This window comes from Anaerolineales bacterium (assembly GCA_015075725.1).
GTDB lineage: Bacteria > Chloroflexota > Anaerolineae > Anaerolineales > Villigracilaceae > Villigracilis.
This window is the reverse complement of record JABTTV010000001.1, coordinates 4,417,888-4,443,878: the sequence shown is the minus strand read 5'-3', so window position 1 is coordinate 4,443,878 and position 25,991 is coordinate 4,417,888. Positions and strand designations below refer to the sequence as shown.

Genomic DNA, 25,991 nt, shown 5'->3' with positions numbered 1-25,991 from the left:
GCCCATGTCATTCGCAAATTTACTTACCCAGGAACAGATTGAAAGGATCCACGACGCCTCACTGGAGGTATTGGAGGATACGGGCTTGAAAGTCCGCTTCGAGCCGGCGAGGGAATTGTTCAAGGCGCACGGCTGCAGTGTGGACGGTGAAAGGGTGAAGTTTCCGCGGTCGGTGGTCGAAAAATACCGCAGGTTGGTTCCGCCTTCATTTACTTTTCCTGCGCGCGATCCAAAATTCGACAGGACGATCCCGCAGGACAGCCCGGTCATTGTTACGGCGAGTTCCGCGCCTGATATCATCGACCCGGTTACAGGTCAGGAAAGACGCGCTGAGTCCAAGGATATCGCGCAGATCGCCCACCTGATCAATGAACTTCCCGGTTACGATATCTTCTCCATTTCCACACTTGCAGATGACGCGCCCGCGGATCAATTCACGCTCTCGCGCCTGTATCCTGCCATCAAGTATTGTCTTAAACCGATCCGTGTCACCACGACAAACATGAAGGATACGATAAGCGTCATGGAAATGGCGTACATCGTCGCGGGCGGTGAAGAGGAATATCGGAAACATCCCTTCCTCACACATCACTACTGCCCGGTTGTTTCCCCGTTGACGATGGATCATCTTTCGACCGAGAACGTGATGTTCTTTGCGGAACAGGGTTTGCCCGTTTATCCCACCATCGTCCCGAACGCAGGGCTTACTTCGCCCATGTCGATGGCGGGGACCCTGGTGCAGGGGAATGCGGAATTCTTATCCGCTTTGATGTTGATGCAAATGACAAAGGAAGGCACACCGACGATCTATGCCACCCTGGGCACGGTCGCCGATATGCGTTCAGGCGCATACACGTCCGGTGCCATCGAATGCGGCATGCTGCATATGGCGTTCGCGCAAATCGCGCGCTTTTATAACGTGCCGGCGGGCGGGTATGTGGGTCTCACCAATTCGAAATTGAACGATGCGCAAGCCGGGTATGAAACGGGCATGTCGGGAGTGGCGGGCGTGCTGGGCGGCATGGACATGTTCAACATCGGCGGTTTGATCGATGCGCTCAAGACATTCGATTTTGCCAAGGCTGTGATCGATGATGAAATGGCGCTCATGATGAAGCGCATCAAACGCGGCATTTCCTTTAACGAAGATGACCTTGGAATCGATCTTATTAAGGGGATCGGACCCGGCGGCTCGTTCATTACCGCCAAACACACCACCAGCCGCATGAAGACCGAGGCTGTGATGACCAAGATCGCCGACCGCGACGCGCGCACGATCTGGGAAAAGAAAGGCGCGACGGATACGCAAGCCAAGGCAATGGCGAAAGCCAGGGACATCATGACGAAGAATACCGCGCCTCTCATCCCGCCCGAGGTTGATTCAGCGCTGCGAGCCAGATTCCCCGGCCTGGTGGCGGGCGAACTGACCGCGATAATTTGAATTCTGCCATTTCGAAAGGAAATCCATGTTCGGCTTTTTTAAAAGAAAAGAAAACGTATTTCAAGCCCTGATCGAACAACAGGCTTCCCTGTCATATGAAGGCTTGCGCCTGCTCATGAAGTATTTCGAGACAAGCGACCCCCAGGTTGCGGAGGAACTGTCCATCAAGGAGAAGGAGGCCGACGAAGTGCGGCGCATCCTGATCGATGAATTGAACCGAAGTTTCATCACCCCCTTCGACCGCGAGGATATCTTTGCCCTGTCCCGCTCGATCGACGACGTCATCGATTACGCCGATACCACCGTGATTGAAATGGTGATTCTCAAGGTCGAGCCGACGCCTTATATGTCGCGTATCGCCTCCCTTTTGAAAGATGCGGCTTATGAGATCATGCACGGCGTGATGCGCCTGCCCAAAAATCCCAATGTGGCGCTCGATCATGCCCAGCGCGCCAAGGCATTGGAGAACCGGGTCGAAGCTGTCTATCGCGAGGCTGTTGCGGACCTGTTCAGCGGTCCCGAAGACCTGCATCACGTGGTCGAAATGTTGAAGTTACGAGAGGTGTACCGGCATTTATCCAACGCGGCGGACAGGGGTGATGAAGCCGCCAACATCATCGCGGACGTGGTGGTAAAGAAAGCATAACAAGACGTTAATGTCATCTTCCCTTATCCTTGTTATCATTTTGGCGCTCATCTTCGAGTTCATTAACGGTATGCGTGATGCCAGCAATATCGTTGCGACCATGATCTCATCAAGGGCATTCTCGCCCCGCTCCGCGCTTGGCATGACGGCGGTTGCCGAATTTTTGGGTCCGTTTCTTTTCGGCGTCACCGTCGCCAAGACCATCGGCAGCGACGTCGTCGACTCGCATATGTTGACCATCGAAGTCTTGATCGCGTGTTTGTGCGGCGCCATTATTTGGAACCTGATTACATGGTTTTTTGGTATTCCGAGCAGCTCTTCGCATGCGCTCATCGGCGGGTTGATCGGAGCCGTGATGGTATCGGCGGGATGGGATGCGGTCAAATTGGATGGGTTGAATAAGGTTTTGATCGCCTTGTTTACCTCGCCGGTGATCGGTTTTCTGATCGGTTTCATCGCTTTGCGGCTGATCTATTTCCTTGCGCAGAGGTCGTCGCCGAACATTAATAATTTTTTCAGACGCGGACAATTCCTTACTGCGGTAAGCCTGGCGTTCAGCCATGGCACGAACGACGCGCAAAAGACGATGGGCATGATCACACTGGGGCTGATCGTTGCTGGCGTCCAGGAATCGTTCGTTGTGCCGTTCTGGGTGATCTTGGCCAGCGCGGCGACAATGGCGTTGGGGACATCGCTGGGTGGTTGGAGGCTCATTCGCACATTGGGCGGCAAGTTCTATAAGATCCGCCCGGTGCATAGTTTCTCCACCCAGTTGACTTCGGCATTCGTCATCCTCGGCGCTTCGGCAATCGGGCTTCCCGTCAGTACCACGCAAGTCGTGAGTTCGGCGATCATCGGTGTCGGCGCATCGGAACGATTTGGCAAGGTCCGCTGGAGTGTGGCAGATGATATTCTGACAGCCTGGGTGCTTACCATCCCGGCAAGCGGATTGTTCGGCGCGGGTATTTATTGGCTGATTGTGAATTTCACTTGAAATCGAATATTCATGGTTTGACTTTGAATATTGATGATGTTAAAATGTTAACAGTTCGTTAATGAGACAGGAGGTATCGGGAAGCAATGTCGAGTTCGTGCAAGTGGTTTCGTTCGTTTGATCAATCTAACAATAAGGAGAAAGAGATGCGTACGAAGAAGTTTGCTTTTCATTTGCTCGCCCTGTTCGTGATCGCCGCAACCGTGCTTTCCGCATGCGGCGCCCCTGCCCCTGCTGCGACCGAAGCGCCCGCCGCAACCGAAGCTCCCGCGGAAGTCCCTGCTGCTACGGAAGCCCCCGCCGCTGATCCCATGGCGGAACTTGTGGCTGCCGCAGAAGCCGAAGGCATGCTGACCACCATTGCTTTGCCGCCGGATTGGTGCAATTATGGCGGTGTGATCGACGCCTTCAAAGCCAAATATCCCAATATCGAAGTCAACGAATTGAACCCTGATGCCGGATCCGCGGATGAGATCGAAGCCATCAAAGCCAACAAGGACAATAAGGGTCCCCAGGCTCCGGATGTGATCGACGTCGGTTTCTCCTTTGGCGAATCCTCCAAGGCGGAAGGCTTGATCCAACCCTACAAAGTCTCCACTTGGGATACCATCCCCGACGATGCCAAGGATCCTGAAGGCTATTGGTACGGCGACTACTACGGCGTGCTGTCCTTCCTCGTGAACACCGATGTTCAACCGGATGTCCCACAGGACTGGGCTGACCTGCTCGATCCGAAATACAACGGGCAGATCGCGCTTTCCGGCGATCCCCGCACCTCCAATCAGGCGATCCAGTCTGTGTTTGCGTCTGCCCTCGCCAATGGCGGTTCCCTCGATAATGCCCAGCCCGGTTTGGATTTCTTTGCCGAGTTGAACGCCGCTGGCAACCTCATCCCGTTGATCGCCAATAATGGCCTTGTTGCCACAGGCGAAATCCCCGTCCGCATCACCTGGGACTACAATGCTCTCGCCGCCATCGATTCCTTCGAAGGCAATCCGAACGCCACTGTTGTGGTGCCTGCGACCGGCCGTTTCGCTGGTGTGTACGTCCAGGCGATCAGCGCGTATGCTCCGCATCCCAATGCCGCCAAATTGTGGATGGAATTCCTCTACTCGGATGAAGGCCAGCTCTTGTGGATGGAAGGTTACTGCCACCCGATCCGCGAAGCCGACCTGCGCGCCCGCGGTGTGATTCCGCAGGAGTTGCTCGACAAACTCCCAGATGTTTCCGGTGCTGTATTCCCCAGCCTTGACCAGCTTAATGCTGCCAAGGATTTGATCACAACCAACTGGGATACGGCTGTTGGTGCCGACGTTCAAGCTGCTCCGTAACCTGTTTGTCAGATGTTGAAATGCGAGACCCTGCCGTCAGGCAGGGTCTCGCCGCAACTTCGCAGATCGTTAAGGATATGATCATGGCGCAGACCACAGTAAAACCGATCAAACAGCCGGCCGCCACTGCAAGTTGGAAGACCTGGCTCGGCGTTACCCCGTTCTTGATTTTTGCCGTACTGTTCTTATTTTTACCCTCATTGCGGTTGTTCACCGCGAGTTTTACCAACCCCGAAGGAAAGTTCACACTTGATAATGTGACTCAACTGGTATCGGAACCATTCATTGTGAATGCGTACAAGCTGAGCATACAGATCAGTGCTGTAACAGCGTTGGGCGGGGGTATCCTTGGTTTTCTTATGGCGTACTCCGTTACGGTGGGGGGGTTGCCTAAGTCCCTGCGCTCCGCGTTAATTACATTTTCAGGTGTTGCTTCCAATTTTGCCGGTGTGCCGCTTGCATTTGCCTTTGTTGCCACCTTGGGACGACAGGGCTTCATTACACACATCCTTCGGGATTATTTAGGACTGAATATATACGAAACCGGATTCAACCTCTATAGCTTTGCCGGTTTGAGCCTGGTCTATATGTATTTTCAATTTCCCTTGATGGTCTTGATCATGGCTCCCGCCCTTGATGGGTTGAAGCGCGAGTGGCGCGAAGCGGCTGAGAACCTTGGCGCAAATACGACCCAATATTGGTTGAAGGTTGCCCTGCCGGTCTTGCTGCCTTCCATTCTTGGCGCGATGATTCTTTTGTTCGGGAACGCCTTTGGAGCATATGCCACCGCTTATGCGTTAACGGGCGGCCGCATTGGAATTGTGACCATCCAGATCGGTGCGCAAATTCGTGGTGATGTGCTCTATAACCCGGGGCTTGGATATGCAATGGCGATCGGTATGGTGGTGGTTATGGCAATCTCGCTGGCGGGCTATTCCTGGCTTCAGGCGCGGACCGAAAGGTGGTTGAAATGAATTTCTTTTCCCGCTTGCGTCGTTTCCCATTCTGGAGTTGGGTTTGGTTCATTATCGGAGCGCTGTATTTCATCCTGCCCTTGTTCGCCACATTCGAATTCTCCTTAACATGGGATCCCGAAATCCCGCTAAAAGCTTATCAACGTGCTTTTGAAGATAACGATTTTTGGGAAACCTTCGGCTATTCGAATATGCTGGCGTTAGCCACCATTATTGCCAGCGTCATCCTGATCGTTCCCACCGCTTATTGGATCCGGCTTCGATTGCCCGAGGCGCGCCGCATTGTTGAGTTCATTACATTGATGCCGTTCGTTGTTCCTGCGATCATCCTGGTATTCGGAATGATCCGCATTTATAGTTCCCCAATCGATGTTCCATTTACTGAAATCCAACTGATGCAGCCCCTTACGAATTTCAAAACGGGCACAAACATCCTGATCGTGGCCGGGTACATGGTTCTTGCCATGCCGTATATGTACCGATCTGTGGATACCGGGATGCGTACCGTGGATATTCGCACGCTGACCGAGGCGGCTCAGAGCCTCGGCGCGAACTGGTTCGTCATAATCACCCGGATCATCCTGCCGAACATTCGCTCCGCTTTGCTGAGCGGTGCGTTGCTCACCTTCGCGATCGTTGTCGGCGAGGTGACCCTGGCCACTTTCCTCGGCGTGAATGCCTTCGGTCCATACCTCTTCCTGCTCGGTCAACATCGCGCTTATGAGCCGGCGGCGCTTTCGTTCATCAGTTTCCTGCTCACATGGGCGGCAATGGGTTTGCTTCAACTCGTGTCCGGCGGGCAGGGACAGGCCGCAGGCGCGCATTAAACCATTCGTGGAGAATCCGATGTCATATTTAACTCTCTCGGGAATTACAAAACAGTTCGGCGATACCGTGGTGGTGGACAATTTCGACCTGGAGATCGGCAAGGGAGAATTTGTCTCATTCCTCGGCCCGTCCGGATGCGGGAAAACCACAACCCTGCGAATGGTGGCCGGTTTTGAAATTCCCACCGTAGGCAGGATTACTTTGGACGGGGCAGACATCACAGACAGGGCTCCCAATCAACGCAATGTCGGAATGATCTTCCAGTCCTACGCCCTGTTTCCGAATATGACCGTCGCGCAAAACATCGGCTTTGGTCTGAGTGTCCGAAAAGAAACCAAAGAGATGGTCAAACAACGCGTTGATGAGATGATCAGCCTCATCAACCTCGAAGAACACGCGAACAAATTTCCATATCAACTTTCGGGTGGTCAGCAGCAGCGCGTTTCCCTGGCTCGCGCGCTTGCCATCCATCCACAGGTTTTGCTCCTTGATGAGCCGCTTTCCGCTTTGGATGCGAAGATTCGCGTCTCCCTCCGGGCTGAGATTCGCGCCATCCAAAGGAGACTCGGCATCACCGCCATATTCGTCACCCACGACCAGGAGGAAGCGCTTTCCATCTCCGACCGCATTGTTGTCATGAACGCCGGGTTGATCGAACAGGTCGGCACGCCGTTCGAGATCTATAATTTTCCGCAGACTCAATTCGTGGCGAATTTCGTCGGTTCGCTTAACAACGCGACCGCTGAAATTGCCGACCCTGCAAAAGGCCTCTTGCACTTGAACGGCATCCACTTGGTTACGGCATCGGACGTGAAATCGAAAAAGAAAGGCGACAAAGTCCGAATTTCCATCCGTCCGGAACGCCTTGGATTCGCCTCCGAACAGAAAAAGGATAACATCCTCGATTGCTCCATCGAAAACATCATTTTCCTCGGCTCGGTCGTTCGTATCCAGGTAAAGATCGGCGACGCCAAATTCAATATGGATACCTTCAATAACCCGTTCCTCGAACTGCCGAAGATCGGCGCGAAAGATCAGGTGACCTGTTCGAAAGAAGCGGTATTGGTCCTGGATGAATGAAAAAAAAGTAGGTCACGCTTCAAGCGTGACCTACAGCTTTTAATAGTTTGTTTGATGAACAAAGTGATTCTTGTCCTCTCAGATGCTCTGCGATACGATGCAGCCACAGCGAACATGGGCTACCTGATGCACCTGGTGGAATATAAAAAAGCGAGCCTGTACAAGATCGTCGGAGAACTTCCAAGCATGTCGCGCCCGATGTACGAGTCCATTCATACCGGGCTGCCCTCCAGCGAGACAGGCATCGTGGCGAATTCCGTGGTGCGCTTGTCGAACAAACCCAACGTTTTCAAGTTGGTAAGGGATGCGGGAAAGGTCACGGCTGCGGCGGCGTTTTACTGGTATTCCGAGTTGTATAACCGCGTTCCCTACGATCCCATCGACGATAAAGAAACCGACGATGAATCGCTGAATATTCAACACGGACGCTTTTATACGGAGGACGAGTTCCCGGACGTTGAATTGCTCAATTCGGCGGCTTTTCTCGTGCGCAAGTACGCGCCGGATTATCTCCTGTTCCACCCGATGGGACTGGATTATTACGGCGAGATATACGGTTCAGAATCCAAGGAATATCGCAATCACGCCACCTACCAGGACTCGAGATTTGCGCCGCGCATCATGGAATGGCTTGGAATGGGTTACACCGTTCTCGTAACGGGCGACCACGGCGTCAACAAGGATGGGAATCATGGCGGGGCGGAGTCGGGGCAGAGAGAGGTTCCCTTCTTTGCGATTCAGCCGTCCCTTAAAGGTAGAGGCGAGACGGGCGAGGTCATCTCGCATTTGCAGATCGCGCCCACGGCGCTGAGTCTGCTTGGCATCCCAATTCCATCGACGATGGAACGTGAGCCGTTAACCTTCGACTAAAGCCGAAACCAGTTCACGATTGAAGTCGGGAATATCCGCCACAACCCGCCCCCAAACCTGGTTGCCCTCGCGGAAGGCGGGCTCATCCACCCAAACCCCGCCGACGTTTTCAAGATCATCCTTGATACCGGTCGAACCGGTGACGCGCTGACCCTTCCTGACGATACCCGCAGAGACCGCAATCGATCCGCCGTGACAGATGATGCCGATGACCTTATTGGCATCGTTCATTTCACTGACAAGTTTCTTGACGACATCGTAACGCCGTAATTTATCAGGCGCCCAGCCGCCGGGTAGAATGATTGCAAAAAGTTCGCCGGCTTTGAGGTCTTCGATCTTCGCATCTGGTGTGATGACGAGACCATTCTTGCCGCGCACGGATTTGAGGTCCAGCCCTGCCGAAAGCACTTTTGCGCCTTCTTCCTGCAAACGCATCACAGGTACATAATACTCAAGGTCTTCCACGCCTTCGGCGATCAGGGTGGCAATCGTTTTATTTTTTAATCTCATATCATCCTCTCACTTGAATAAAGCTTCAAATTGTGCGCCACTTTTAATTAGATTTTCCTCTTCCTGTTTATTGAGCGGAGTAAAGTTTTCACAAGCCTGAATGACCATGGGAAGAATTCGAACGTCACCGGCTGTGCAAACTCCAGTGACATCGTGGGAAAGCACAAAATTAACTCCGCGTTGGATCTCATCCATTTTATCGAACGGCTTATACCAAGTAGTGGCGGTTTTGGGTTTTTCGCCCCACGGACCTTTGGTGATCGATTTGATGATCATGGTGCCAATATCTTTTGCTTTGCAAACGGAGATCAATTCTTCAGCGGCGCTGCGATATTCTGGCATAGCCATTTGGACGAAATTTAGCGGGAAGAGCACTGAGTCAAAATCGAAGCGGCGCAGCGCCTCAAGATAGATCTTGGGAGCATCCACTCCATGCCCGGTGATGCCAATGTAGTTTGTCAGACCTTGGTCGCGTGCTGCCGTCAACGCTTCCAAGGCTCCGCCTTTGGCGAAAAGGGAATCCAGTTCGTCGAAGCTGGTGACGGCATGACATTGATACAAGTCGAATGAATCGGTATGCAGGCGCTCAAGCGATTCATGAATTTCGCGCCATGCGCCTTCTTTTGTGCGTTCCATGGTCTTGCAACCGAGAAAGAAACGCCCACGCTCGGTCTTCATCCACGGACCGACGCGCAGTTCGGCTTGTCCGTAGGATGGGGCAATGTCAATATGATTGATGCCCGCATTGATGACCATTTCCATCACACGGTCAGCTTCTTTTTGTTCGATTTCCCAAAATGCCGCGGCGCCAAAGATGGCAACCGTGCTTTCATGTCCTGTGCGTCCGAACCGCCTTTTTTCCATGAGTTATTCTCCGATGATTTTTATCAAAACTCGTTTTCGTCGCCTGCCGTCGAATTCGCCGTAAAAGATCTGCTCCCATGTTCCAAAATCAAGCTGACCATTCGTAACAGCCACCACCACCTCGCGCCCCATCACCTGGCGCTTCATATGAGCGTCGGCGTTGTCTTCGCCGGTGTCGTTGTGCCGGTATCCGTTGACCGGCTCGTGCGGGGCGAGTTTCTCCAGCCATTTCTCGTAATCGTGATGCAGCCCGCTCTCGTCGTCGTTGATAAAGACGGACGATGTGATATGCATCGAATTGACCAGACACAACCCTTCCCTGATCCCGCTTTCCTGCAATGCCTGTTCCACATCGCGGGTGATGTTGACGAATTCCCGGCGGGAGGGGACGTTAAGCCAGAGTTCTTTGCGATAGGATTTCATGTTATTCCGTTTTTTCGACAACCACGGTCGCTTCGGTCAATAGCGCAGCGATGGCTCCCAGCGCAGCCAATTGCGGCGCGATCAAGGCTCCCATCACGCCGATGGTAACGGGGATTTCGACGACGGTCTTGCCGTCCTTATCCTTGATGATGATCCTGCGGATGTTGCCTTCGTGAAGCAATTCCTTGATCTTGGCGACGATCCTTTCGCCATCCACGCGGAATTCTTCAGTGTGAGTTTTTTCGTTCATGTGATTTCCTTTCAGGTATTGTTCCGATAGTACTCGAACCACTTCGCGTCAAGCGGTTTCCATTCGTCGCTCTGGTCGGCGACATCCGCCCAATTCTCCTTGCCGCTCCATTCCCCGATCTTGATGGCATATACGGATGTGGCGCGGAGTTCCTTTTCTGTGATCTCGCGATACTCCTCCCCGGCTTGTAGGGTGGGGAAGTATTTGCCGATCAATCCATACAACAATCTACGCGCTTCTGCAGGTTCGGTTACGACTCGCGCGGTGCCAAAAACGACCACGCTTCGAAATTGGAGCGAGAATTCCAGCGCGACGTTCGAGGGGAGCATTTTCCCCAACTCGCTCGCCTCGAGCGTGACTTTTGGGTTGTACTCGATGTTCGAGCGGATTCTCCCCGAGATATTGGAGTGAAAGGCGATCTGGTGATTTTCTTCATCGAACCAGAAAGTGGTTGGATTGATGAATGGCTGTCCATCCACTGAAGTGGCGATGTGACCGACTTTCGCTGTTTTTAGGAACTCCCGAATCCATGCATCGTCTTTTGTCAGGTGTGGCCTGCGTTGGAAAGCGGTGGGGTTTTGACCGATATATTCTCTGGCCATGATGTTTCCTATTGGGTGTCGACGAGCAGGTGCAGATACCATACCCATTGGGCGATGTAGCCGCCCACGATGCTCACGAACACGATCAACCAGCCTGCCCAGGTCACCTCTCCGAGGAAGGATAGTAAAAAATATGCGCCTGCGCCTGTCGTGAGCGAACTTAACAGGGCGACTTCGACCGCTATCAGATTTGCGATGCTGTAAGGTTTGTTCGTCGGAGGGATGCTGCGCAAGCGCCACTTGAACGCATCCTCGACCTCCGGATGGTGCTTGATGTAGAAATCCTTGATCTGGTTCATCGCCTCCACCGATTCGTGCCAGGCGGCGCGCAGGCGGGCAAGTTGGGCAATGGTCAAGGCGCCCATGAAGGTCAATACGAGGAATAGCGCAAAGAATGCAAAAGACACGATCCGCGATTGCGCCTCCAATTGTGTGCCGATGATGGCGGCAACGAAGGAGCCGACTGAAACAAAGTAGAACGAGGTGACTCGTGAGCGGTCTTCATTAGCCTGGAAGGCGGTCTGGGCGATGTATTTATATTCCCCCTGAAGCAGCTCGTCTGGATTGAGATCGGGTTTGCGTGCCATGCGAAATCTCCTTGGTCTGATGTGCTTCAATTATGACATGACTTTGTCTTCGGCGCAAAAAAGCGGACGATCATTCATCGTCCGCCTTCCAAACCGGCACTTTCGGATTATTCTCCGGCTAGACCTTGATTGCCCATTCACCCTTGCGCATCACCGGTTCGCGGGCGCCGTCTTTTGTGATGCCGTCGATGTCCATTTGCGGCGAGCCGATCATGAAGTCCACATGGTTAAGGCTGACGTTGCCTCCGGCGGCGATGAATTCTTCGTCGTTCAACTCGGTTCCACCGGCGAGGGTGAAGCGGTAGGCGCGTCCGATCGCGATATGGCAGGAGGCGTTCTCGTCAAACAGTGTGTTGTAGAAGAGATGTCCGCGCCTGCCGATGGGAGAAGAGGCGGGGACGAGCGCAACTTCGCCGAGGCGGTGGGAGCCTTCGTCTGTATCCACCAGTTTTTTCAGCGCAGCCTCGCCTTTTTTCGCCGTTACCCTGGTAATGCGTCCGTTCTCGAATGTGACCTGGAAATCCTCGATCAATGTTCCACCGTAACTGAGCGGGAATGTTGCGCTAATGACACCATCCGCGCGGTTGCGGTCCGGCAGGGTGAAGACTTCTTCGGTCGGCATGTTGGCGGTAAAAGCGATGCCGTTCTGCGCAAGGGATTGGGCGCTGATCCATAAATGACCGCTGGGAAGCCCGAGTGTGAAGTCGGTGCCGGGACCTTTATAGTGAAGTGCTGTGTATTGCTTGGCTTGAAGATATAAGGCTCGCTCACGCAGGGATGCGATGTGTTTATTCCAGGCTTCGATGGGGTCCGGCTGGTCGATGCGGGTGGTTTCGAAGATCGCCCGCCATAATTTTTCCTGCGCTTCCACCACCGAGAGATCGGGGAAGATCTTTTGTGCCCAGGCTTCCCCGGCGGCGGCAACCACGCACCAGTTAATGGCATTCTTCGTCACTTTTTCACTGATGGCGTTCCAGTGCTCGATGTGGGTTTTTTGCAATTGTCCGACGATGTCTGCGTCCAAACCGCCCAGCAGGTCGGGATTCGAACCGGCGATGGACAGCAAAGCGCCGTCGTGCTCGATCATGTCCAATGCGGCCTGGATTTGCCATTTGGGGTAAATATCGAAGGAGTCTTTGGGTGCATGCTGGGCGCGGAGGCGCAGCATTTCCTCATCCGCAAAGATGGCTTCCACATATTTCGCGCCGACGCCATAGGCGGCTTTGGCGATCTCGCGGACAAGTGGGGCGAATTGATGCGGGACGCCGCGGGTTGCGCCAAGCATGATGATCAGGCGCTGCCCGGCGCGGATGTTCAATCCGACTTTGACGATGGCCTCCGCGTATTTTGCCAGCATTTCCTGATGGTTTTTACCGGTCATATAACCTCGCTGAAGTGAAAAATGAATGCCTCAAGTATAGCATGGGCGGCATTTCGCGGGCGGCGTTATTCCGGTTGGACAGGGAATCTCTCGCTGGAACCGATTTCGACTGGGAGTGTTTTATACTTGGGCAATTATATATCTTACAGCAGGAGAGTCTCTCATGCTCACGGTCGAAAAAGTGGATACTGGAAATAAAAAACAGGTTAAGCGCTTTGTTGATTTGCCTTTCCGCATCTATGCGGACTGTTCCCAGTGGGTGCCGCCGTTGTTTGTGGATGCCTATAATCAGTTAAACCGCAGGAAACATCCCTTTCACGAGCATTCGGATGTGGAGTTCTTTCTTGCCGTACGCGACGGACGGGATGTGGGGCGGATCGCCGTCATCGAGAACAAGTTGTACAACGGTTATCACAAAAAACAGACCGCGAATTTTTATTTGTTCGAGTGCGATAACGACTCTGAGGCTGCGAAATTATTGTTCGATACCGCCGCGAATTGGGCGAAAGCGCGGAACTTGAATATCTTGATCGGTCCGAAAGGCATGGGTCCGTTGGATGGATACGGCGTTTTGGTTTTTGGGCACGAGCACCGCCAGACGATGACCATGCTCAATTACAACCACGCCTACTACCAGTCCCTGGTCGAGGCGCAGGGTTTCGTCAAGGAAGTGGATTTTGTTTCATGCTTCCTGCCCGCGGATAAATTCCAAATGCCGGAGCGTGTCCAGCGCATCGCCGAACGTGTGATGCAAAGGGGGCATCTGGAGATCAAGGCATTTAAGAACAAAAAAGAACTGGTCAGTTGGGCGGATCGCATCGGTAAGGCATATAACGACGCCTTCGTAAACAATTGGGAATATTACCCATTAACCCCGCGTGAGATCGTTTTCGTCGTCGAAAACATCATGACGATCGCGGATCACCGCTTGATAAAGATCATCACCCACGACGAGGATGTGGTGGGATTCCTGTTCGCCTTCCACGATGTCTCCGCCGCGATGCAGAGGGCAAAGGGAAAACTATTCCCGTTCGGGCTGCTCGACATTTTGATGGAGATCAAACGAACGAACACCGTCGCTGTCAACGGCATGGGCATCCTGCCAGAGTATCAGGGACACGGCGGCAACGCGCTGTTGTATTACGCGATGGGGAATACATTGTTGGACTTTAAACAGTTCATCCACGTGGAGATGACGCAGGTCGCCGAGACCACCGAACAGATGCGCGCAGACTTGAAGAATTTGAACGGGGTGGAATATAAGAACCATCGGGTGTATCGAAAAGGATTGTGATCTTATCTTATGGTAGTCATCCGGCTTCTCGGTGTTACCAGTCTGTCCGATGAGAAGGGTGGATTCATCCCCCTGCCCACCAAGAAATGCGGACTCTTGATGGGTTATCTTGCGTGTAATAAAAACATTCTGCTGGATCGCTCTTCGGTGGCATCCATGCTTTGGCCCGACCAAAACGAATCCCGCGCCCGCCGGAATCTCAACAATGAAATCTGGAGACTGCGAAAATATCTGGACAACGCTCTTGTGACGGATTCCCAAACCCTAAAGTTTGCCCCCGATGGAAAAATTGAGATCGATGTGGAAATCTTCGAGCGAATCAACGCGGGGTCTTCCGTACCCGAATTCGAAGAAGCAATCTCCCTATATAGGGGTCAGTTCATGAGCGGTTTTTTCGAAGATTGGGTCCTGGTCAAGCGCGAATACTTTGCAGACCGGCTTGTTCACTACCTCGATCATTGCGCCGTCCATTATCAGGAAAACAATGATGTCAGAAAAGCGGTTGCCTGCGTGCGCAGAATTCTGCTTTTGGACCCGGTCAATGAGGCGAGTCATCGGCGACTGATGCGTTTGTATGTCATGATCGACGATTATTATTCAGCTCTCTGGCAATACCGCGAATGCGAAGAGATCCTCGAACGCGAACTGAACGTGCCTCCGATGCCTGAGACGCAAGCCTTGTATGAGCAAATTCAAAAGCAACTGGCGGCGCGGAAAGGCGGGAATTGAAAGTTTCGGGTAGAACGCAGGTTTATTGAGATAGTTTTGAGATAGGCGTTTGCTATTCTGCTGTCAGTTGACAGCAGAATTTTTTGCCATGAAGAAACCTGTCCTTACCGTTCATCCAGTAAACAGAGTTGTTATTTTCAGGTTTGTCGTTCATCTGTGGCGGGAGAAAGTTCGCGCGGGGCGGTTTGTCTGGCGCGGTTCGGTGACAGACGCGCGAAGCGGCGCGACAAAATATTTCCAATCCCTGCCCGCATTGGCCCGGCTGATGGCGAAGGCTGTCAAAACCAAACCAAAGGAGTAGAAACCATGATAAAGAAAACTCTGTTCTTCACGCTTGCATTGTTCCTCGCTCTCGCCGCCTGCGGTCCCTCGCCTGAGGAAATTGCAACCATGACCGCCTCAGCGTGGACTGCGACGCCGACGATTACGCCTTCGCCCACGCCCACGCCAATCCCGTACGATATGACCGTCAAAGTGACCGATGCGGATGGAATTCCGATTGCGGAGGCAAGCGTCACAGTCGGCGATGGAGACCCGAATTTGACCGATGCAAATGGAGCGACTTCGTGGATAAATCTCGATCCCCCTGATGGATCTGTAAACGTTTCTGCCCAGGGGTATTTCGCCTCAGAGCAGACTTTCAGCCTGAATCGCGGACCCAATGAAGTCGTCGTCGCATTGGAGCGCGACCCATTTGGATTGCTCCCTTCGCAAGCATGCGCGCCGGGAGAGACCCTTCTCTATCTTGAAGACTTTCAAGACGGTGAAGCGGAAGGATGGCCCGACATCGATTTCCGCGCGAACGGTTGGAACCTCGAAGAGTATACGGATGAACCGGGAAACACGGTGGTAAGTAATAATCTGATGGAACATTTAGGCGCCAATCTTCAGGATCAAACCTTTGCGGAAGCTGTCTGGCGGGTTCGATTCCTCGTTCAGGGGCGGCGAGCCATCTCGTTGAACTGGCTTCAAAATAACGGTGTCGAAGTTGACAGCCAGTTTGTGGACGACGCTCGCTATCAGATCGTTGTGGATAAGGGCAATACCGAAATCCGGCGTCTGACTATTCCCGTTCTCAATATCCCTGTAGGGAGGGGTAGAGGAGCCGCTACGGGCGTCTGGCATAACATCGAAATCAGCACATTTCAAGGCGAGACGCTTATTTACCTGGATGGCGCGCGCGTTTCAGGATATCGCGATCCGAAGCCATTGCCCGGCGGCGGCATCGGGTTGGAACTCATCCCCTTCGACAACGCCATCGAGGGAACCGTTAACTATTTCGACAATATCTCCGTCTGCGGTTTAAGTGCGCCTTTCACGTCCATGTTTGTTGCGCCGTGAGTTGTCATCCCTGAATAAAAAAACAGAAGCCGGAGATTCGTTCTCCGGCTTCTGAAAGGGAGCAGTGTTGCTCGATTACTTTGCGATTGCCGGGGTTACATCAAGAATCGCAGGTTCCCCGGTCTTATGGATTTCTCCATCCTCGAGTTTGGTGAGCGGAAAGATGACATGGAACTGACTGCCCGGGAAGTTGACCTCGTCATAGCCGGGGCTTTCCACCCAGATTCTCCCTCCGTGCGCCTCGACGATGCCTTTGGATAATGCCAGACCCAAGCCAGCGCCTCCGCCTTTGAAACGCGACTTGCTCGTGGAGTGTTTGCCCAACTCGCCGGGTTGATAGAACTTTGTAAAAATGACCTCGCGGAGATTTGGGTCCACGCCCACGCCGGTGTCGCTGACGATGATCTCGACGCCGCCATTCGGCAGGTTGACGATGGCGGGAATCTGCCTGCCTGTCAACGAGATCCTGCCTCGATCCGGTGTGAACTTGACGGCGTTTTGCACCAAATGGTTGATCATCTTCTCCAGCAAATGGGAATCAGCTTTGACAAGGGGCAGGGAGGGAATTTTGATGGTCAGGCTTTGCTCGCGCTCGCGGATCGTCTTAATATGGTCTGAACAAACCTTTTCGATCAAACGGGCGAGGTCCACAGGCTGAAGGTGGGGGATCAGGGAGCGCGCGTCGAGCTGGGCGATGTCGAACATCGAATCCATCACTTCATGCAGGCGCATCGTCCCGTCGTGGATGCCCTTCATCATGCCCTTTTGGCCATTTTCAAGTTTTGGGTCTTCCATCAGCATCTCGGTATAGCCCTTGATGACGGTGAGCGGCGTGCGAAGTTCGTGCGAGGCAATGCTGATGAAATCGGATTTCGCCTGGTCGATGCGTTGCAGTTCCTGATTGTTCTTTTCCAAAGTGCGGCGCGCCTGTCTCAACTCATTGTTCAGGCGCATGAGGTTATCCACCAGGCGGGCATTTTCGAGCGCGACGGCGGTCTGGTTGGCATGCGCGCTCAGCACGGAAAGGTCTTCGCGGGTATATCGATTGCCGCTTAATTTCGAGCCGAACGCGAGCATGCCGATCCATTGTTTCTTTGCGAAGATCGGAATGTAGACCTCGCAGCGCAGGTCGTTGAACCAGGTCCGCTCGAGGGGGGAGGCGGCTCGAAACGCCGGATGCAAATCCAGGTCATATTGAAGAAGCGGTTTCTGCTCGCGGATAAAGTTGGAGGCGATGACCCCGTCCTCTTCCAATTCGACAGCCACATGCTGGCGTTCCTCCGGGCTTTGGGCATTGCGGATCTTATACGTCCTGCGGCCGTCAGCCTGGCGTTCGGCATCGACAAGAAATAGAAACCCGCGTTCGATCTGCATCGCTTCGAGCATGATTCCAATCGCGATGCTGGAAAGCCGGTCCATATCGAGGATGTTGCTGATGCTCTCGCTGTACTGGTGAATGGTCATGCTGGCGTCGTACTGGTCGCCCTTCATCCATTTTGTGATGGCACGCGAGACGAGGGCATTGAGCGGGGTGAAGAGCATGGCGATGAACAGCGCCGCCACCGTGCCGGCGATCAACGGATTGTAGTTTTCGTTATTTCCGAACAACGCCTGAATGACCAGAAAACCGCCGGCATAGAAACCGACCAGGGCAATGATGCTGGCAAGATAGATCAGTATGCGCCGCGTGATGTTTTTCAAATCCGGGACATAATGCGTGCCGACCACGTATGCGATCCCGACCGCGACGAGCAGCCTGAGCGGCTGACCCGTGATCAATATGCCGGAAAAGAGCAGGATATCGCTGATAAGGGTAAAGAAAACGGGCGCCCACCAATATGCGAGTCTGCCGCGTAGAAGCGGCTGGCGGCTTTGTCTTTGGGAATACGAGAGGTTGAGGATCAGGGCGATGCTCAGGATGATCCAGCCCAAAATTACCCATGCGGGACCGAGCCGGGAACGGTAAAGGATCAACTCGCCGTTCGTCCAAAGCGTCTCCGGCAGGTTCAAAGCGTTGGTGAGGATCAACGCGAGACCCAGAGCCCATGCGCCAAAATAACCGATCCAGGCCCACCAGAATTCGCGCTTCAGGAATACCTGGAGCGTGAGCATCATAATGACGCCCAGCGTGAACGCGATATAGGTCTGTAGTTCCTGGAAAAGGAGGGTGCCCTCACTGGCCTGCCAGACGGCTTCCGCGATGTTGATGACCATCGCGAGCAGGGCATACAAAACCACCAGCCAGGTGGCTCCACCCTGGCCTTCCTCCCGCCGTTGGACGGCAAAGAAAATGACCGGCAGATAGAACCCGCCGAGCAGCAATAAAATGATGACTTGCGCCAATGATGAGTTCATAATGTTGGCGGAAATTTTACTCGAATTCACAGATAATCGGTTATCATTGTTATCATGCTTACTTCGCGGTCTGCCCGGCTTAAATATAATTTTTCACGTGAATTTTTCCGCCCCGATGGGCGCGTTGTTTTTACCGATCTTGCCACAGCAAGGGCGTTTGCCGGACAGATGTCGGCGCATCGCTCCAGCCCCGTTTCGGTCTCGGATGTTTACGTGATCTTTCTGCTCGATGAGGCATATCACATCCTGCTTCGTCATTACTACAGCCGTTACACCGGCGTGATGGCACGCGCCATGGGGTCGCTCCAATCGACGCTTGGCTCGAAGTACGACCTGACCCTGACGAAGTTCACCGAGGAATTTCCGCCCATGGTTGTGTTCCGCGGCGAGATGTCGGCGGGGATGTACCTGGCGACGAAGATCGCAAACGTAGGCGAGATGGGTTACGGGGTCCGCGCGGCGGCAATCGATGAGATGCTGTTGGTGAATAACGCCAATAAGAATCCCGCCATCGCTTCGTACAGGGATTTATTCGACGCTTCCGTCATGGACGGCTCGGCATTTGGAGAATTTACCAGCCGTCTTCTCGAATTTTTCTCCCGGCAGCCGGGTTTGGGCGATGACGACTCGGGGCGGGCGGAAACATTGGTGGATATTCTTAATGGACCCATTCAAGCCTCTCCCGATTCTCTCGAAGGACAGTTGAAATTCATCCTCGAACGCTGGGGGCATGTGCTCGGCAAAGAGTTTTCCACCCGCCTTCTGCGCGCCCTCGATTACCTCCGCGAAGAAATCATCCGCAAGCAGGGACCGACGGACACCTTCGGCGCGGAGATCCGATTGCCGGATTATTTGTCGGGGGAATATTCCGAATACGAACGCTACAGTCCCGACCAGGATTGGATGCCGCGACTCGTTTTGATCGCCAAGAACACATACGTGTGGCTCGACCAGTTATCGAAAAGATACAAACGCGCGATAAGCACCCTTGACCAAATCCCCAATGAAGAATTGGACCTGCTCGCCTCGCGCGGATTCACCGGCTTGTGGTTGATAGGCCTGTGGGAGCGAAGCCGCGCCTCGCAGCGCATCAAACAGCGCATGGGTCAGGCGGATGCGGTTGCATCGGCGTATTCCCTCAACTCCTACGACATCGCCGGGGATTTGGGAGGGTGGTCTGCCCTGGAAGATTTGCGCGCGCGGGCATGGTCGCGCGGGATTCGCCTCTCGGCGGATATGGTCCCGAACCACATGGGCATCGACTCGAAGTGGGTGATCGAACATCCCGATTGGTTCCTGGCCATGTCTCATTCGCCCTACCCGTCTTATTCGTTTCGGTCTGAAAACCTGTCCGATGATTTGCGCGTGGGCATTTATCTCGAAGACCATTACTATGACAAAACCGATGCCGCAGTTGTGTTTCAACGCCGTGACTTGCAGACCGGCGACCTGCGATTTATCTATCACGGCAACGACGGCACATCCTTCCCATGGAACGACACCGCCCAACTCGATTACACCAAAGCCGAGGTCCGCGAGGCGGTCATTCAAGTCATCCTGCACGTGGCGCGCAATTTTCCGGTCATCCGCTTCGATGCGGCGATGACACTCGCCAAGAAGCACATCCAGCGTCTGTGGTTCCCCGAGCCGGGCGCGGGTGGGGCGATTCCCTCACGTTCGCAGTTCGGCTTGACCAAGGCGGAGTTCGACGACAAAATCCCCGTCGAGTTCTGGCGCGAAGTTGTCGATCGGGTCGCGGCGGAAGTTCCCGATACGCTCTTGCTTGCCGAAGCCTTCTGGCTCATGGAGGGATATTTCGTACGCACGCTCGGGATGCATCGCGTGTACAACTCCGCGTTCATGCACATGCTGCGCGACGAAGATAATGCCAAGTATCGCATGGCGATCAAGAACACGCTCGAATTCGACCCGCAGATCCTCAAGCGCTACGTCAACTTCATGAACAATCCCGACGAGAAGACTGCCGTTGAGCAGTTCGAGAAGGGCGATAAATATTTTGGTGTATGCACACTGCTTGCCACCCTGCCGGGCTTGCCAATGTTCGGTCATGGACAGATCGAGGGATTTGCCGAGAAATACGGGATGGAATTCCGCAGCCCGAAATGGGATGAGACCCCGGATGATGGTTTGATCCAGGCTCACGATTGGAGGATCTTCCCGCTTCTTCACCGCCGATTCCTGTTCGCTGACGTGGAGAATTTCCTGCTCTTCGACCTGCAAAAACCCTACGGCGGACTCGATGAAAATGTTTTTGCCTATAGCAATCGTTTCCAGGACGAACGCGGGCTGGTCATTTATCACAACAAATATTCAGACACAAAAGGCTGGATCAAAACCTCGGCTCCCGCCTTGGATAAAACATCGGGCAAACTTGTCCGCCGCAACCTTGCCGAAGGACTTGGCTTGCCGCGAGATGGATTCGCCATCTTCAAGGATTACGCCTCGCAATTGGAATACATCCGCTCGTGCGAGGAGATTTGGAAAAGCGGCATGTATGTGGAACTCGGCGCGTATCAATGCCACGCCTTCATGGACTTCCGCTTTGTCTACGATAAGGAGTGGGGGGATATTTGCGATCAATTGAACGGCGCGGGCGTCCCGTCCATGCAGGGGGAGTGGGGGAAGATGTATGCAAAACCCGATGAGGTTATGGAAGAGAAACCTGTAGAGAAGAAGAAGCGCGCCGTCCGCAAGGCTGCGGTCAAGAAGACGGCTGCCAAGGCAAAGAAAGCCGCAGTTAAGACTAGATCTGTGAAGAAGACCCCTGCTGTGAAGAAGGTTGTTGCTACCAAAGCGAAAAAAGTGAAAAAATCGAAGAAAGATTCTGCAAAGAAGGCACAAATTACACAAGCAGTTACGGCGAAGGCATCTGCTAAACCCGTTGCAAAGAAAAAGACGGTCAGTAAGAAGAGCAAGTAAACCCATCTACTCGGTTGGAGAGAAATTTTCCAACCGAGTATTTTTACGACAATCCATGAAACCCAAACTCTATCTCATCACCCTGCTCGCCTTCCTCGCCATCGACTCGATCTGGCTGGGATTGGTTGCGCCGTCGTTTTACCAGTCGCAGATCGGTTATATCCTGGCGGAGAATCCCAACTTCCTCGCGGCGGGATTTTTTTATCTGCTGTTCGTCCTTGGCATGGTGGTGTTTGTCGTCGAGCCAGGTGTGCGCGAAGGGACGCTAATCAAGGCGGTGCGGCGAGGCGCGGTGTTCGGGCTGGTGACCTATGCCACCTACGATTTGACCAATCTTGCCACGCTCGAAGGCTGGCCAGTTCTGGTCACAGTTGTTGACCTTGCATGGGGAACGATCTTAAGTGCGGCGGTAACACTGGTCAGCGTCTGGGCGGGCAGGCGATTCGTCAAATAAAATAAAAATCGCCAAGCCCGGCAAAGATTTTCTTGACAACCTTGGCGATTCAAAGATTTTATTCTCTCGACCTGCCGCTTACTCCTTGTCCGTCAAATAATGGAGAAGGACCAGGCCCAAACCGAGGAAAAGCGGGATGAAGCCTCCCAGCATCCACGGTCCGAGATGAAGCGGATACCCATCGCCGTTGGTAAAGCCGATGGGGTAGAGTCCGATGGTGAAGGCAAGTCCCAGCGCGGCAATTACAATTCCCCAGCGCAGAAAGCCTTTTCCTCCTTTCGTTTCCGGGCGGGTCAGGCCTTTTTCAGCCAGTCCCATGTTTTCCTTGTAATTGATGTACCTCATAATGGCGATGAAGCCAAAGGTGATCAACAGAATTGCGGAAACGCCGATGACGGGGACAAAATCGCTGTTCATTTTTTTCTCCTTTTGTTTTGAAAAATCTATTCTTCCAGGGCGTTGATCGTGATGTTGCCGCTGTTCGTCGAAACGGTGAGTTGAGCGCCGCCGCCGTTGACCGTCCCGGTGATCTGACTCTTATCGGAACCGGTGCTTCCCGTCGTGACAACTGTGATGGGCAGGTCGGAGTCGATGTTTCCAAAATCGGTTTTGAGATAGACGTTCAATTTCGAGTCTGCGGGCAGGGTCAGGGCGATCTCGCCGAAATCGGATTTGATCCTGTGCGGACCTGCGCCGAGCGAACCTTCGAACCTGATCGTGCCGCTGTTCGAACTGAGATCGAGGGTGGCTTCCTGCGCATTCGACACGGTGATATTGCCGAAATCGGTATGCGCTTTGATTCTTTTCTTCGCGCCGTCGATGACGATCCCGCCGCTGTTTGAATCGAGATCATAGGATCCCGCCAGCGTTTGATTCAGTTCGATATCGCCGAAGTCGCAAGTGACCGCCAGCGCGCCGCGGATGTTCGCATTGACAATCCTTACCTTGCCGCTGCTCGATTCGACGGTGAGGGATGAGGCGGAACCGTTCTCGAACGATGTATCGCCGAAATCCGATTTGGCAAACAGCTCGCCCGAGGCGCGGACTTCGATAAGCGCTAGTGTGCCGCTGTTCGAGCGGATGGAAATATCCCTGCCTTTGACGTTCTCGAGTGTGATCCTGCCGAAGTCGGCGTCGACGGATATATCCTGCGACTTCGCGTCCAAATTTTGAATCTCGATCTCGCCGCCGGAATTTTCCAGAGTCAGCGCTCCTGCGACGTCTTTTACCGTCACATCGCCGAAATCGCTGGCGATTTCCACGCTGCCGTTTACGTTCGCAACATCCACCCTGCCGAAGTTGGTCTCGATACCGACAGTCGTATCGGCGGGAACGGTCACGACGAAATCAACGGTATCGATGTGATTTGTCTGCATCCCGTCCAATTTATACAGCAGGGTGACGGCATTGCCGTCCTGCCTGATCTCATAGCGGATGTCGCCAAGATCTTCCTCCGCTCGGGATCGGGTGGGCGCGTTGCCGGTCTTGATGACTTTGACCTCCACCGCCTCAACATACGCGCCGATAACGGATATATCCCCGGCATCGTTGTCCAAGTTGAGTGTGACCGGTTTCTTTGCATCCACCTTCAGGGTTTTGGTCTCCTCTGCTGTCGCGGATGCGAGGTTTGAATCGAATCCGAATCCGCCTTCGCGGGCGGAGAAATATACTACTGCGCTGATCCCCGCCATCACAAGCAACAAGGCGATGCTTAATAAAACGATCACCAGGGGTCTTTTCATTACTTTGCTCCTTGATTTATCATGGTCTCACTTCATTGGACAGAAGTCGTGAGAAAAAGTTTCAAGGGCTAACAGCAGATCTTGGACCACAGACGGTGGACGAGCAAACCGTCTGTCCATGGTCAATCGTCCATCGTTTTCCAGCCAAATGTGAAACTTTACCCGCCTTTCACTGTCTAATTCGTCAGAGACTTCATGCCCGCTTCCGAGCAAACTCTCGTGCTAAAAGCCCAAAAAGGCGACCCTGATGCCTTCGCCGCTCTTGTGCGCGAACATCAACAATATGTCTACAACCTTGCCCTGCGTGTCGTCAAAGATGAGAACGAGGCGCTCGATCTGGCGCAGGAGGCCTTTGTGCGCGCCTGGACGGCCCTGCCCAACTTCAAAGGGCAGTCCCAATTCCGCACCTGGCTGTATCGCATCGTCACGAACCTTTGCTACAACAGGCTTCCCAACCTGCGGCGGTCGCTTAACGACCTTGGCGACGACGTGATGGAGGATATCCCCGAACCGCACTTCAATACACCCGCATCTGTTTTTGAATCAAACGAGACCAGGCAGCATCTCGACGAAGCGATTCAAAACCTGGATGCCAAATATCAATTGCTCATTACCCTCAGATACCAAAATGAACTTTCTTATGAAGAGATCGCCTCGACCCTCAACCTGCCGCTCGGCACCGTCAAAACGGGTATTTTCCGCGCAAAGGAACAACTCCGCAAGTCGCTTGCCCAATTGGAGGAATCATGGATAACCGCCTAGAAAATGACGCGCTCATCGAAGACGCGCTCTCGTCCCAGCCGCTTGCGCCCATGCCGCGCGACATTGCCCCCGAATTAATGGCGCGCATCCGCGTCGAAAAGCGCCCAGCCCTGGTTACATGGAAAGACCTGGCTGTCGCAAGCGCCATCGTCCTTTCGGTGATCGCGTTATTCGTTTCCGCGCAGAGCCTTCCGCCCGTTGTGCTGGCAAAACTTCGCCTTCAAGGCATTCTTCTTTATCATGGGTTTATTTCCAACGCCCGCCTGCTCATTCCCGCGCAGTTCGCAGGTTTGGCATGGCTTTTGGCTGGCATTGGCATCCCCGCTTTGATCCGCCTTGCAATGGATGATAAGCCTTAATTTTGATCCAGCCGTTGCAGGATGTGACTCACGGATGTGGATGCGGGTCCGCCCAGGGATTGGATCAACCCGAAGCGCGCATCCCTGACTTGATTCGCCTCAGCCTGACCTCGTAACTGGATCGTTGCTTCCACAGCTTGATACACGCCCGCGGCTCCACCTGTGAATCCGCGCGCCTTCATTCCGCCCATCGTCGCGCAGGGGATGCTGCCTTTAAGACCGATCGACCCGTCCGCGGCGAGTTTCCAGCCGCTCCCCTTGATCGCAAACCCGACCGCTTCCAATTGCAGGGCGGCAAAAATGCTGAACATGTCGTGATACTCGAAGAAGTCAATGCCGTCGAGAGTCAACCCGACCTGCTTCATGGCTTTGCCCGCCGAGATTTGCGCCGTATCAAAGAACAACATATCTTTTCGGTCGTGCAATGCCAGCGTATCCGAAGATGCTCCTGAGCCAGCCACTTTCACTAACGGATTTTTGTAATTCGACGGCAGCAACTCCCGCCGGGTGAGCAGAACAGCCGCCGCGCCATCCGCATTGGGCGCCATGTCGAACATGTTAAGCGGGTCGCTGACCATCTCCGCTTTGGCGTAGACTTCCGCTTTGATGGCTTTGCGAAACATGGCATTTTTATTCGCGACGCCATTGGCATGTGCGGTGAGTGCGAATCCTGCAAATCCACCGGCTGGGACCTCATATTCGTGCATATAACGCTTCATCAAGAGTGCGGCTTGTGCGGCAGGAGTCACGCCCTGCACGGCTTCGAAATCCGCATCGCCGGTGGTGGCGAGGGCTTCATCCACGCCCGCGCCGACCTTGTCTGTAAATTTCTCTACACCCACAACCAGAGCGACATCCACGAAACCGCTTGCGACGGCGAGATAGCCCTGACGCAGTGCCGCTCCGCCCGAAGCGCCCGCCGCTTCGACGGTCACAGCTTCGATGCCGTTCAGCCCGGCAAAATCCGCAACCAGCACAGCGACGTGCGCCTGCCGAGAAAGGTTCGGCGCGAGCATATTGCCCACGAACAGCGACTGAGGCTTGAGTCCGCCCGCATCTTGAATGGCGTCATGGATGGCGGCGTAGGCGAGGTCGCGCAGACCAATATCCCAATGCTCGCCGACTTCGGTTTGTCCTATTCCTGCAATAACGACGTCTGTCATGTATAGTTTCCTGATTGTGTCATAGGGAATAGTGAATGGTGAATAGTTGGTTTTACTATTCTCTATGACCT

At 53.8% G+C, this 25,991-nt stretch carries 27 protein-coding genes; 16 read left to right on the top strand and 11 right to left on the bottom strand.

What is annotated here, in order from left to right:
• The first annotated feature begins 4 nt into the window (after nt 1-4).
• The 8 genes from HS100_21340 (at nt 5) to HS100_21305 (ending at nt 8,164) form a co-directional block, all read left to right on the top strand.
• Nucleotides 5-1,441: a trimethylamine methyltransferase family protein gene (locus HS100_21340; protein ID MBE7436475.1), complete on the top strand. Its 1,437-nt coding sequence runs from the start codon at nt 5-7 to the stop codon at nt 1,439-1,441.
• Between the two features lie 25 nt (nt 1,442-1,466).
• Nucleotides 1,467-2,087 carry a DUF47 family protein gene (locus HS100_21335; protein ID MBE7436474.1) on the top strand — a complete coding sequence of 207 codons (621 nt, stop codon included), beginning with the start codon at nt 1,467-1,469 and terminating at the stop codon, nt 2,085-2,087.
• 10 nt (nt 2,088-2,097) lie between these two features.
• The gene (locus tag HS100_21330; protein MBE7436473.1) at nt 2,098-3,081 is read left to right on the top strand and encodes an inorganic phosphate transporter; all 984 of its coding nucleotides are present in this window, start codon (nt 2,098-2,100) and stop codon (nt 3,079-3,081) included.
• A gap of 146 nt (nt 3,082-3,227) precedes the next feature.
• Nucleotides 3,228-4,412 (top strand): extracellular solute-binding protein, encoded by a 1,185-nt coding sequence (locus HS100_21325; GenBank protein MBE7436472.1) that lies wholly within the window; start codon nt 3,228-3,230, stop codon nt 4,410-4,412.
• A gap of 83 nt (nt 4,413-4,495) precedes the next feature.
• On the top strand, nt 4,496-5,386 hold the full coding sequence (locus HS100_21320; protein ID MBE7436471.1) for an ABC transporter permease subunit: 891 nt from the start codon (nt 4,496-4,498) through the stop codon (nt 5,384-5,386).
• Nucleotides 5,383-6,213 (top strand): ABC transporter permease, encoded by an 831-nt coding sequence (locus HS100_21315; GenBank protein ID MBE7436470.1) that lies wholly within the window; start codon nt 5,383-5,385, stop codon nt 6,211-6,213. The genes HS100_21320 and HS100_21315 overlap by 4 nt, the downstream gene beginning before the upstream one ends.
• Nucleotides 6,214-6,232: 19 nt before the next feature.
• Complete coding sequence (locus tag HS100_21310) at nt 6,233-7,294, top strand: ABC transporter ATP-binding protein (protein ID MBE7436469.1); 1,062 nt, start codon at nt 6,233-6,235, stop codon at nt 7,292-7,294.
• 54 nt (nt 7,295-7,348) lie between these two features.
• Nucleotides 7,349-8,164, top strand: coding sequence for an alkaline phosphatase family protein (locus tag HS100_21305; protein MBE7436468.1), 816 nt, complete (start codon nt 7,349-7,351; stop codon nt 8,162-8,164).
• On the opposite strand, the gene HS100_21300 is transcribed toward HS100_21305, so the two are convergent.
• From HS100_21300 to HS100_21270, 7 genes are all read right to left on the bottom strand, one after another.
• The gene (locus HS100_21300) at nt 8,150-8,674 is read right to left on the bottom strand and encodes a type 1 glutamine amidotransferase (protein ID MBE7436467.1); all 525 of its coding nucleotides are present in this window, start codon (nt 8,672-8,674) and stop codon (nt 8,150-8,152) included. The genes HS100_21305 and HS100_21300 overlap by 15 nt on opposite strands.
• Nucleotides 8,675-8,683: 9 nt before the next feature.
• The gene (locus HS100_21295) at nt 8,684-9,538 is read right to left on the bottom strand and encodes an aldo/keto reductase (protein MBE7436466.1); all 855 of its coding nucleotides are present in this window, start codon (nt 9,536-9,538) and stop codon (nt 8,684-8,686) included.
• Between the two features lie 3 nt (nt 9,539-9,541).
• Nucleotides 9,542-9,961 carry a YjbQ family protein gene (locus HS100_21290; GenBank protein ID MBE7436465.1) on the bottom strand — a complete coding sequence of 140 codons (420 nt, stop codon included), beginning with the start codon at nt 9,959-9,961 and terminating at the stop codon, nt 9,542-9,544.
• A gap of 1 nt (nt 9,962) precedes the next feature.
• Nucleotides 9,963-10,211: a DUF4342 domain-containing protein gene (locus HS100_21285; GenBank protein ID MBE7436464.1), complete on the bottom strand. Its 249-nt coding sequence runs from the start codon at nt 10,209-10,211 to the stop codon at nt 9,963-9,965.
• A gap of 11 nt (nt 10,212-10,222) precedes the next feature.
• Entirely contained in the window at nt 10,223-10,813 is a 591-nt protein-coding gene (locus HS100_21280; GenBank protein MBE7436463.1) for a pyridoxamine 5'-phosphate oxidase family protein, read from the bottom strand.
• Nucleotides 10,814-10,821: 8 nt separating this feature from the next.
• A complete protein-coding gene (locus HS100_21275; GenBank protein ID MBE7436462.1) occupies nt 10,822-11,400 on the bottom strand; it encodes a hypothetical protein in 579 nt (192 codons plus the stop codon).
• A 118-nt stretch (nt 11,401-11,518) separates the two neighbouring features.
• Nucleotides 11,519-12,781, bottom strand: a complete 1,263-nt coding sequence (locus HS100_21270; GenBank protein ID MBE7436461.1) for an aminopeptidase — start codon at nt 12,779-12,781, stop codon at nt 11,519-11,521.
• Between the two features lie 163 nt (nt 12,782-12,944).
• On the opposite strand from HS100_21270, the gene HS100_21265 reads away from it, so the two are divergent.
• From HS100_21265 to HS100_21250, 4 genes are all read left to right on the top strand, one after another.
• Entirely contained in the window at nt 12,945-14,075 is a 1,131-nt protein-coding gene (locus tag HS100_21265) for a hypothetical protein (protein MBE7436460.1), read from the top strand.
• 9 nt (nt 14,076-14,084) lie between these two features.
• Nucleotides 14,085-14,804 carry a hypothetical protein gene (locus HS100_21260; GenBank protein ID MBE7436459.1) on the top strand — a complete coding sequence of 240 codons (720 nt, stop codon included), beginning with the start codon at nt 14,085-14,087 and terminating at the stop codon, nt 14,802-14,804.
• Nucleotides 14,805-14,892: 88 nt separating this feature from the next.
• Nucleotides 14,893-15,105, top strand: coding sequence for a hypothetical protein (locus tag HS100_21255; protein MBE7436458.1), 213 nt, complete (start codon nt 14,893-14,895; stop codon nt 15,103-15,105).
• A gap of 5 nt (nt 15,106-15,110) precedes the next feature.
• Nucleotides 15,111-16,145: a carboxypeptidase regulatory-like domain-containing protein gene (locus HS100_21250; GenBank protein MBE7436457.1), complete on the top strand. Its 1,035-nt coding sequence runs from the start codon at nt 15,111-15,113 to the stop codon at nt 16,143-16,145.
• A 75-nt stretch (nt 16,146-16,220) separates the two neighbouring features.
• Here the strand turns inward: HS100_21250 and HS100_21245 are convergent, their stop codons facing one another.
• A complete protein-coding gene (locus tag HS100_21245; protein MBE7436456.1) occupies nt 16,221-18,500 on the bottom strand; it encodes a GAF domain-containing protein in 2,280 nt (759 codons plus the stop codon).
• Nucleotides 18,501-18,554: 54 nt separating this feature from the next.
• Between HS100_21245 and HS100_21240 the strand changes: the two genes are divergently transcribed.
• Together HS100_21240 and HS100_21235 are read left to right on the top strand one after the other, a co-directional pair.
• Nucleotides 18,555-21,440, top strand: coding sequence for an alpha-amylase (locus HS100_21240; GenBank protein MBE7436455.1), 2,886 nt, complete (start codon nt 18,555-18,557; stop codon nt 21,438-21,440).
• Between the two features lie 55 nt (nt 21,441-21,495).
• Nucleotides 21,496-21,894 carry a DUF2177 family protein gene (locus HS100_21235; GenBank protein ID MBE7436454.1) on the top strand — a complete coding sequence of 133 codons (399 nt, stop codon included), beginning with the start codon at nt 21,496-21,498 and terminating at the stop codon, nt 21,892-21,894.
• Nucleotides 21,895-21,972: 78 nt separating this feature from the next.
• Here HS100_21235 and HS100_21230 read toward each other — a convergent pair whose 3' ends face one another.
• On the bottom strand, nt 21,973-22,311 hold the full coding sequence (locus tag HS100_21230; protein MBE7436453.1) for a hypothetical protein: 339 nt from the start codon (nt 22,309-22,311) through the stop codon (nt 21,973-21,975).
• A 26-nt stretch (nt 22,312-22,337) separates the two neighbouring features.
• Nucleotides 22,338-23,636, bottom strand: a complete 1,299-nt coding sequence (locus HS100_21225; protein MBE7436452.1) for a DUF4097 family beta strand repeat protein — start codon at nt 23,634-23,636, stop codon at nt 22,338-22,340.
• 195 nt (nt 23,637-23,831) lie between these two features.
• Between HS100_21225 and HS100_21220 the strand changes: the two genes are divergently transcribed.
• Together HS100_21220 and HS100_21215 are read left to right on the top strand one after the other, a co-directional pair.
• Nucleotides 23,832-24,398, top strand: coding sequence for a sigma-70 family RNA polymerase sigma factor (locus tag HS100_21220; GenBank protein MBE7436451.1), 567 nt, complete (start codon nt 23,832-23,834; stop codon nt 24,396-24,398).
• Nucleotides 24,383-24,757, top strand: a complete 375-nt coding sequence (locus HS100_21215) for a hypothetical protein (protein MBE7436450.1) — start codon at nt 24,383-24,385, stop codon at nt 24,755-24,757. The genes HS100_21220 and HS100_21215 overlap by 16 nt, the downstream gene beginning before the upstream one ends.
• On the opposite strand, the gene HS100_21210 is transcribed toward HS100_21215, so the two are convergent.
• Nucleotides 24,754-25,920, bottom strand: coding sequence for a thiolase domain-containing protein (locus HS100_21210; GenBank protein ID MBE7436449.1), 1,167 nt, complete (start codon nt 25,918-25,920; stop codon nt 24,754-24,756). The genes HS100_21215 and HS100_21210 overlap by 4 nt on opposite strands.
• Nucleotides 25,921-25,991 lie beyond the last annotated feature (71 nt).

What these genes read in the sequence shown, in the direction of transcription:
- HS100_21255 (MBE7436458.1), top strand. Translation starts at nt 14,893, where the DNA reads ATGAAGAAACCTGTCCTTACCGTTCATCCAGTAAACAGAGTTGTTATT.
- HS100_21275 (MBE7436462.1), bottom strand. Translation starts at nt 11,400, where the DNA reads ATGGCACGCAAACCCGATCTCAATCCAGACGAGCTGCTTCAGGGGGAA.
- HS100_21230 (MBE7436453.1), bottom strand. Translation starts at nt 22,311, where the DNA reads ATGAACAGCGATTTTGTCCCCGTCATCGGCGTTTCCGCAATTCTGTTG.
- HS100_21265 (MBE7436460.1), top strand. Translation starts at nt 12,945, where the DNA reads ATGCTCACGGTCGAAAAAGTGGATACTGGAAATAAAAAACAGGTTAAG.
- HS100_21235 (MBE7436454.1), top strand. Translation starts at nt 21,496, where the DNA reads ATGAAACCCAAACTCTATCTCATCACCCTGCTCGCCTTCCTCGCCATC.
- HS100_21340 (MBE7436475.1), top strand. Translation starts at nt 5, where the DNA reads ATGTCATTCGCAAATTTACTTACCCAGGAACAGATTGAAAGGATCCAC.
- HS100_21215 (MBE7436450.1), top strand. Translation starts at nt 24,383, where the DNA reads ATGGATAACCGCCTAGAAAATGACGCGCTCATCGAAGACGCGCTCTCG.
- HS100_21240 (MBE7436455.1), top strand. Translation starts at nt 18,555, where the DNA reads ATGCTTACTTCGCGGTCTGCCCGGCTTAAATATAATTTTTCACGTGAA.
- HS100_21260 (MBE7436459.1), top strand. Translation starts at nt 14,085, where the DNA reads ATGGTAGTCATCCGGCTTCTCGGTGTTACCAGTCTGTCCGATGAGAAG.
- HS100_21250 (MBE7436457.1), top strand. Translation starts at nt 15,111, where the DNA reads ATGATAAAGAAAACTCTGTTCTTCACGCTTGCATTGTTCCTCGCTCTC.
- HS100_21320 (MBE7436471.1), top strand. Translation starts at nt 4,496, where the DNA reads ATGGCGCAGACCACAGTAAAACCGATCAAACAGCCGGCCGCCACTGCA.
- HS100_21295 (MBE7436466.1), bottom strand. Translation starts at nt 9,538, where the DNA reads ATGGAAAAAAGGCGGTTCGGACGCACAGGACATGAAAGCACGGTTGCC.
- HS100_21310 (MBE7436469.1), top strand. Translation starts at nt 6,233, where the DNA reads ATGTCATATTTAACTCTCTCGGGAATTACAAAACAGTTCGGCGATACC.
- HS100_21225 (MBE7436452.1), bottom strand. Translation starts at nt 23,636, where the DNA reads ATGAAAAGACCCCTGGTGATCGTTTTATTAAGCATCGCCTTGTTGCTT.
- HS100_21325 (MBE7436472.1), top strand. Translation starts at nt 3,228, where the DNA reads ATGCGTACGAAGAAGTTTGCTTTTCATTTGCTCGCCCTGTTCGTGATC.
- HS100_21330 (MBE7436473.1), top strand. Translation starts at nt 2,098, where the DNA reads ATGTCATCTTCCCTTATCCTTGTTATCATTTTGGCGCTCATCTTCGAG.
- HS100_21245 (MBE7436456.1), bottom strand. Translation starts at nt 18,500, where the DNA reads ATGAACTCATCATTGGCGCAAGTCATCATTTTATTGCTGCTCGGCGGG.
- HS100_21280 (MBE7436463.1), bottom strand. Translation starts at nt 10,813, where the DNA reads ATGGCCAGAGAATATATCGGTCAAAACCCCACCGCTTTCCAACGCAGG.
- HS100_21335 (MBE7436474.1), top strand. Translation starts at nt 1,467, where the DNA reads ATGTTCGGCTTTTTTAAAAGAAAAGAAAACGTATTTCAAGCCCTGATC.
- HS100_21285 (MBE7436464.1), bottom strand. Translation starts at nt 10,211, where the DNA reads ATGAACGAAAAAACTCACACTGAAGAATTCCGCGTGGATGGCGAAAGG.
- HS100_21270 (MBE7436461.1), bottom strand. Translation starts at nt 12,781, where the DNA reads ATGACCGGTAAAAACCATCAGGAAATGCTGGCAAAATACGCGGAGGCC.
- HS100_21315 (MBE7436470.1), top strand. Translation starts at nt 5,383, where the DNA reads ATGAATTTCTTTTCCCGCTTGCGTCGTTTCCCATTCTGGAGTTGGGTT.
- HS100_21290 (MBE7436465.1), bottom strand. Translation starts at nt 9,961, where the DNA reads ATGAAATCCTATCGCAAAGAACTCTGGCTTAACGTCCCCTCCCGCCGG.
- HS100_21300 (MBE7436467.1), bottom strand. Translation starts at nt 8,674, where the DNA reads ATGAGATTAAAAAATAAAACGATTGCCACCCTGATCGCCGAAGGCGTG.
- HS100_21305 (MBE7436468.1), top strand. Translation starts at nt 7,349, where the DNA reads ATGAACAAAGTGATTCTTGTCCTCTCAGATGCTCTGCGATACGATGCA.
- HS100_21220 (MBE7436451.1), top strand. Translation starts at nt 23,832, where the DNA reads ATGCCCGCTTCCGAGCAAACTCTCGTGCTAAAAGCCCAAAAAGGCGAC.
- HS100_21210 (MBE7436449.1), bottom strand. Translation starts at nt 25,920, where the DNA reads ATGACAGACGTCGTTATTGCAGGAATAGGACAAACCGAAGTCGGCGAG.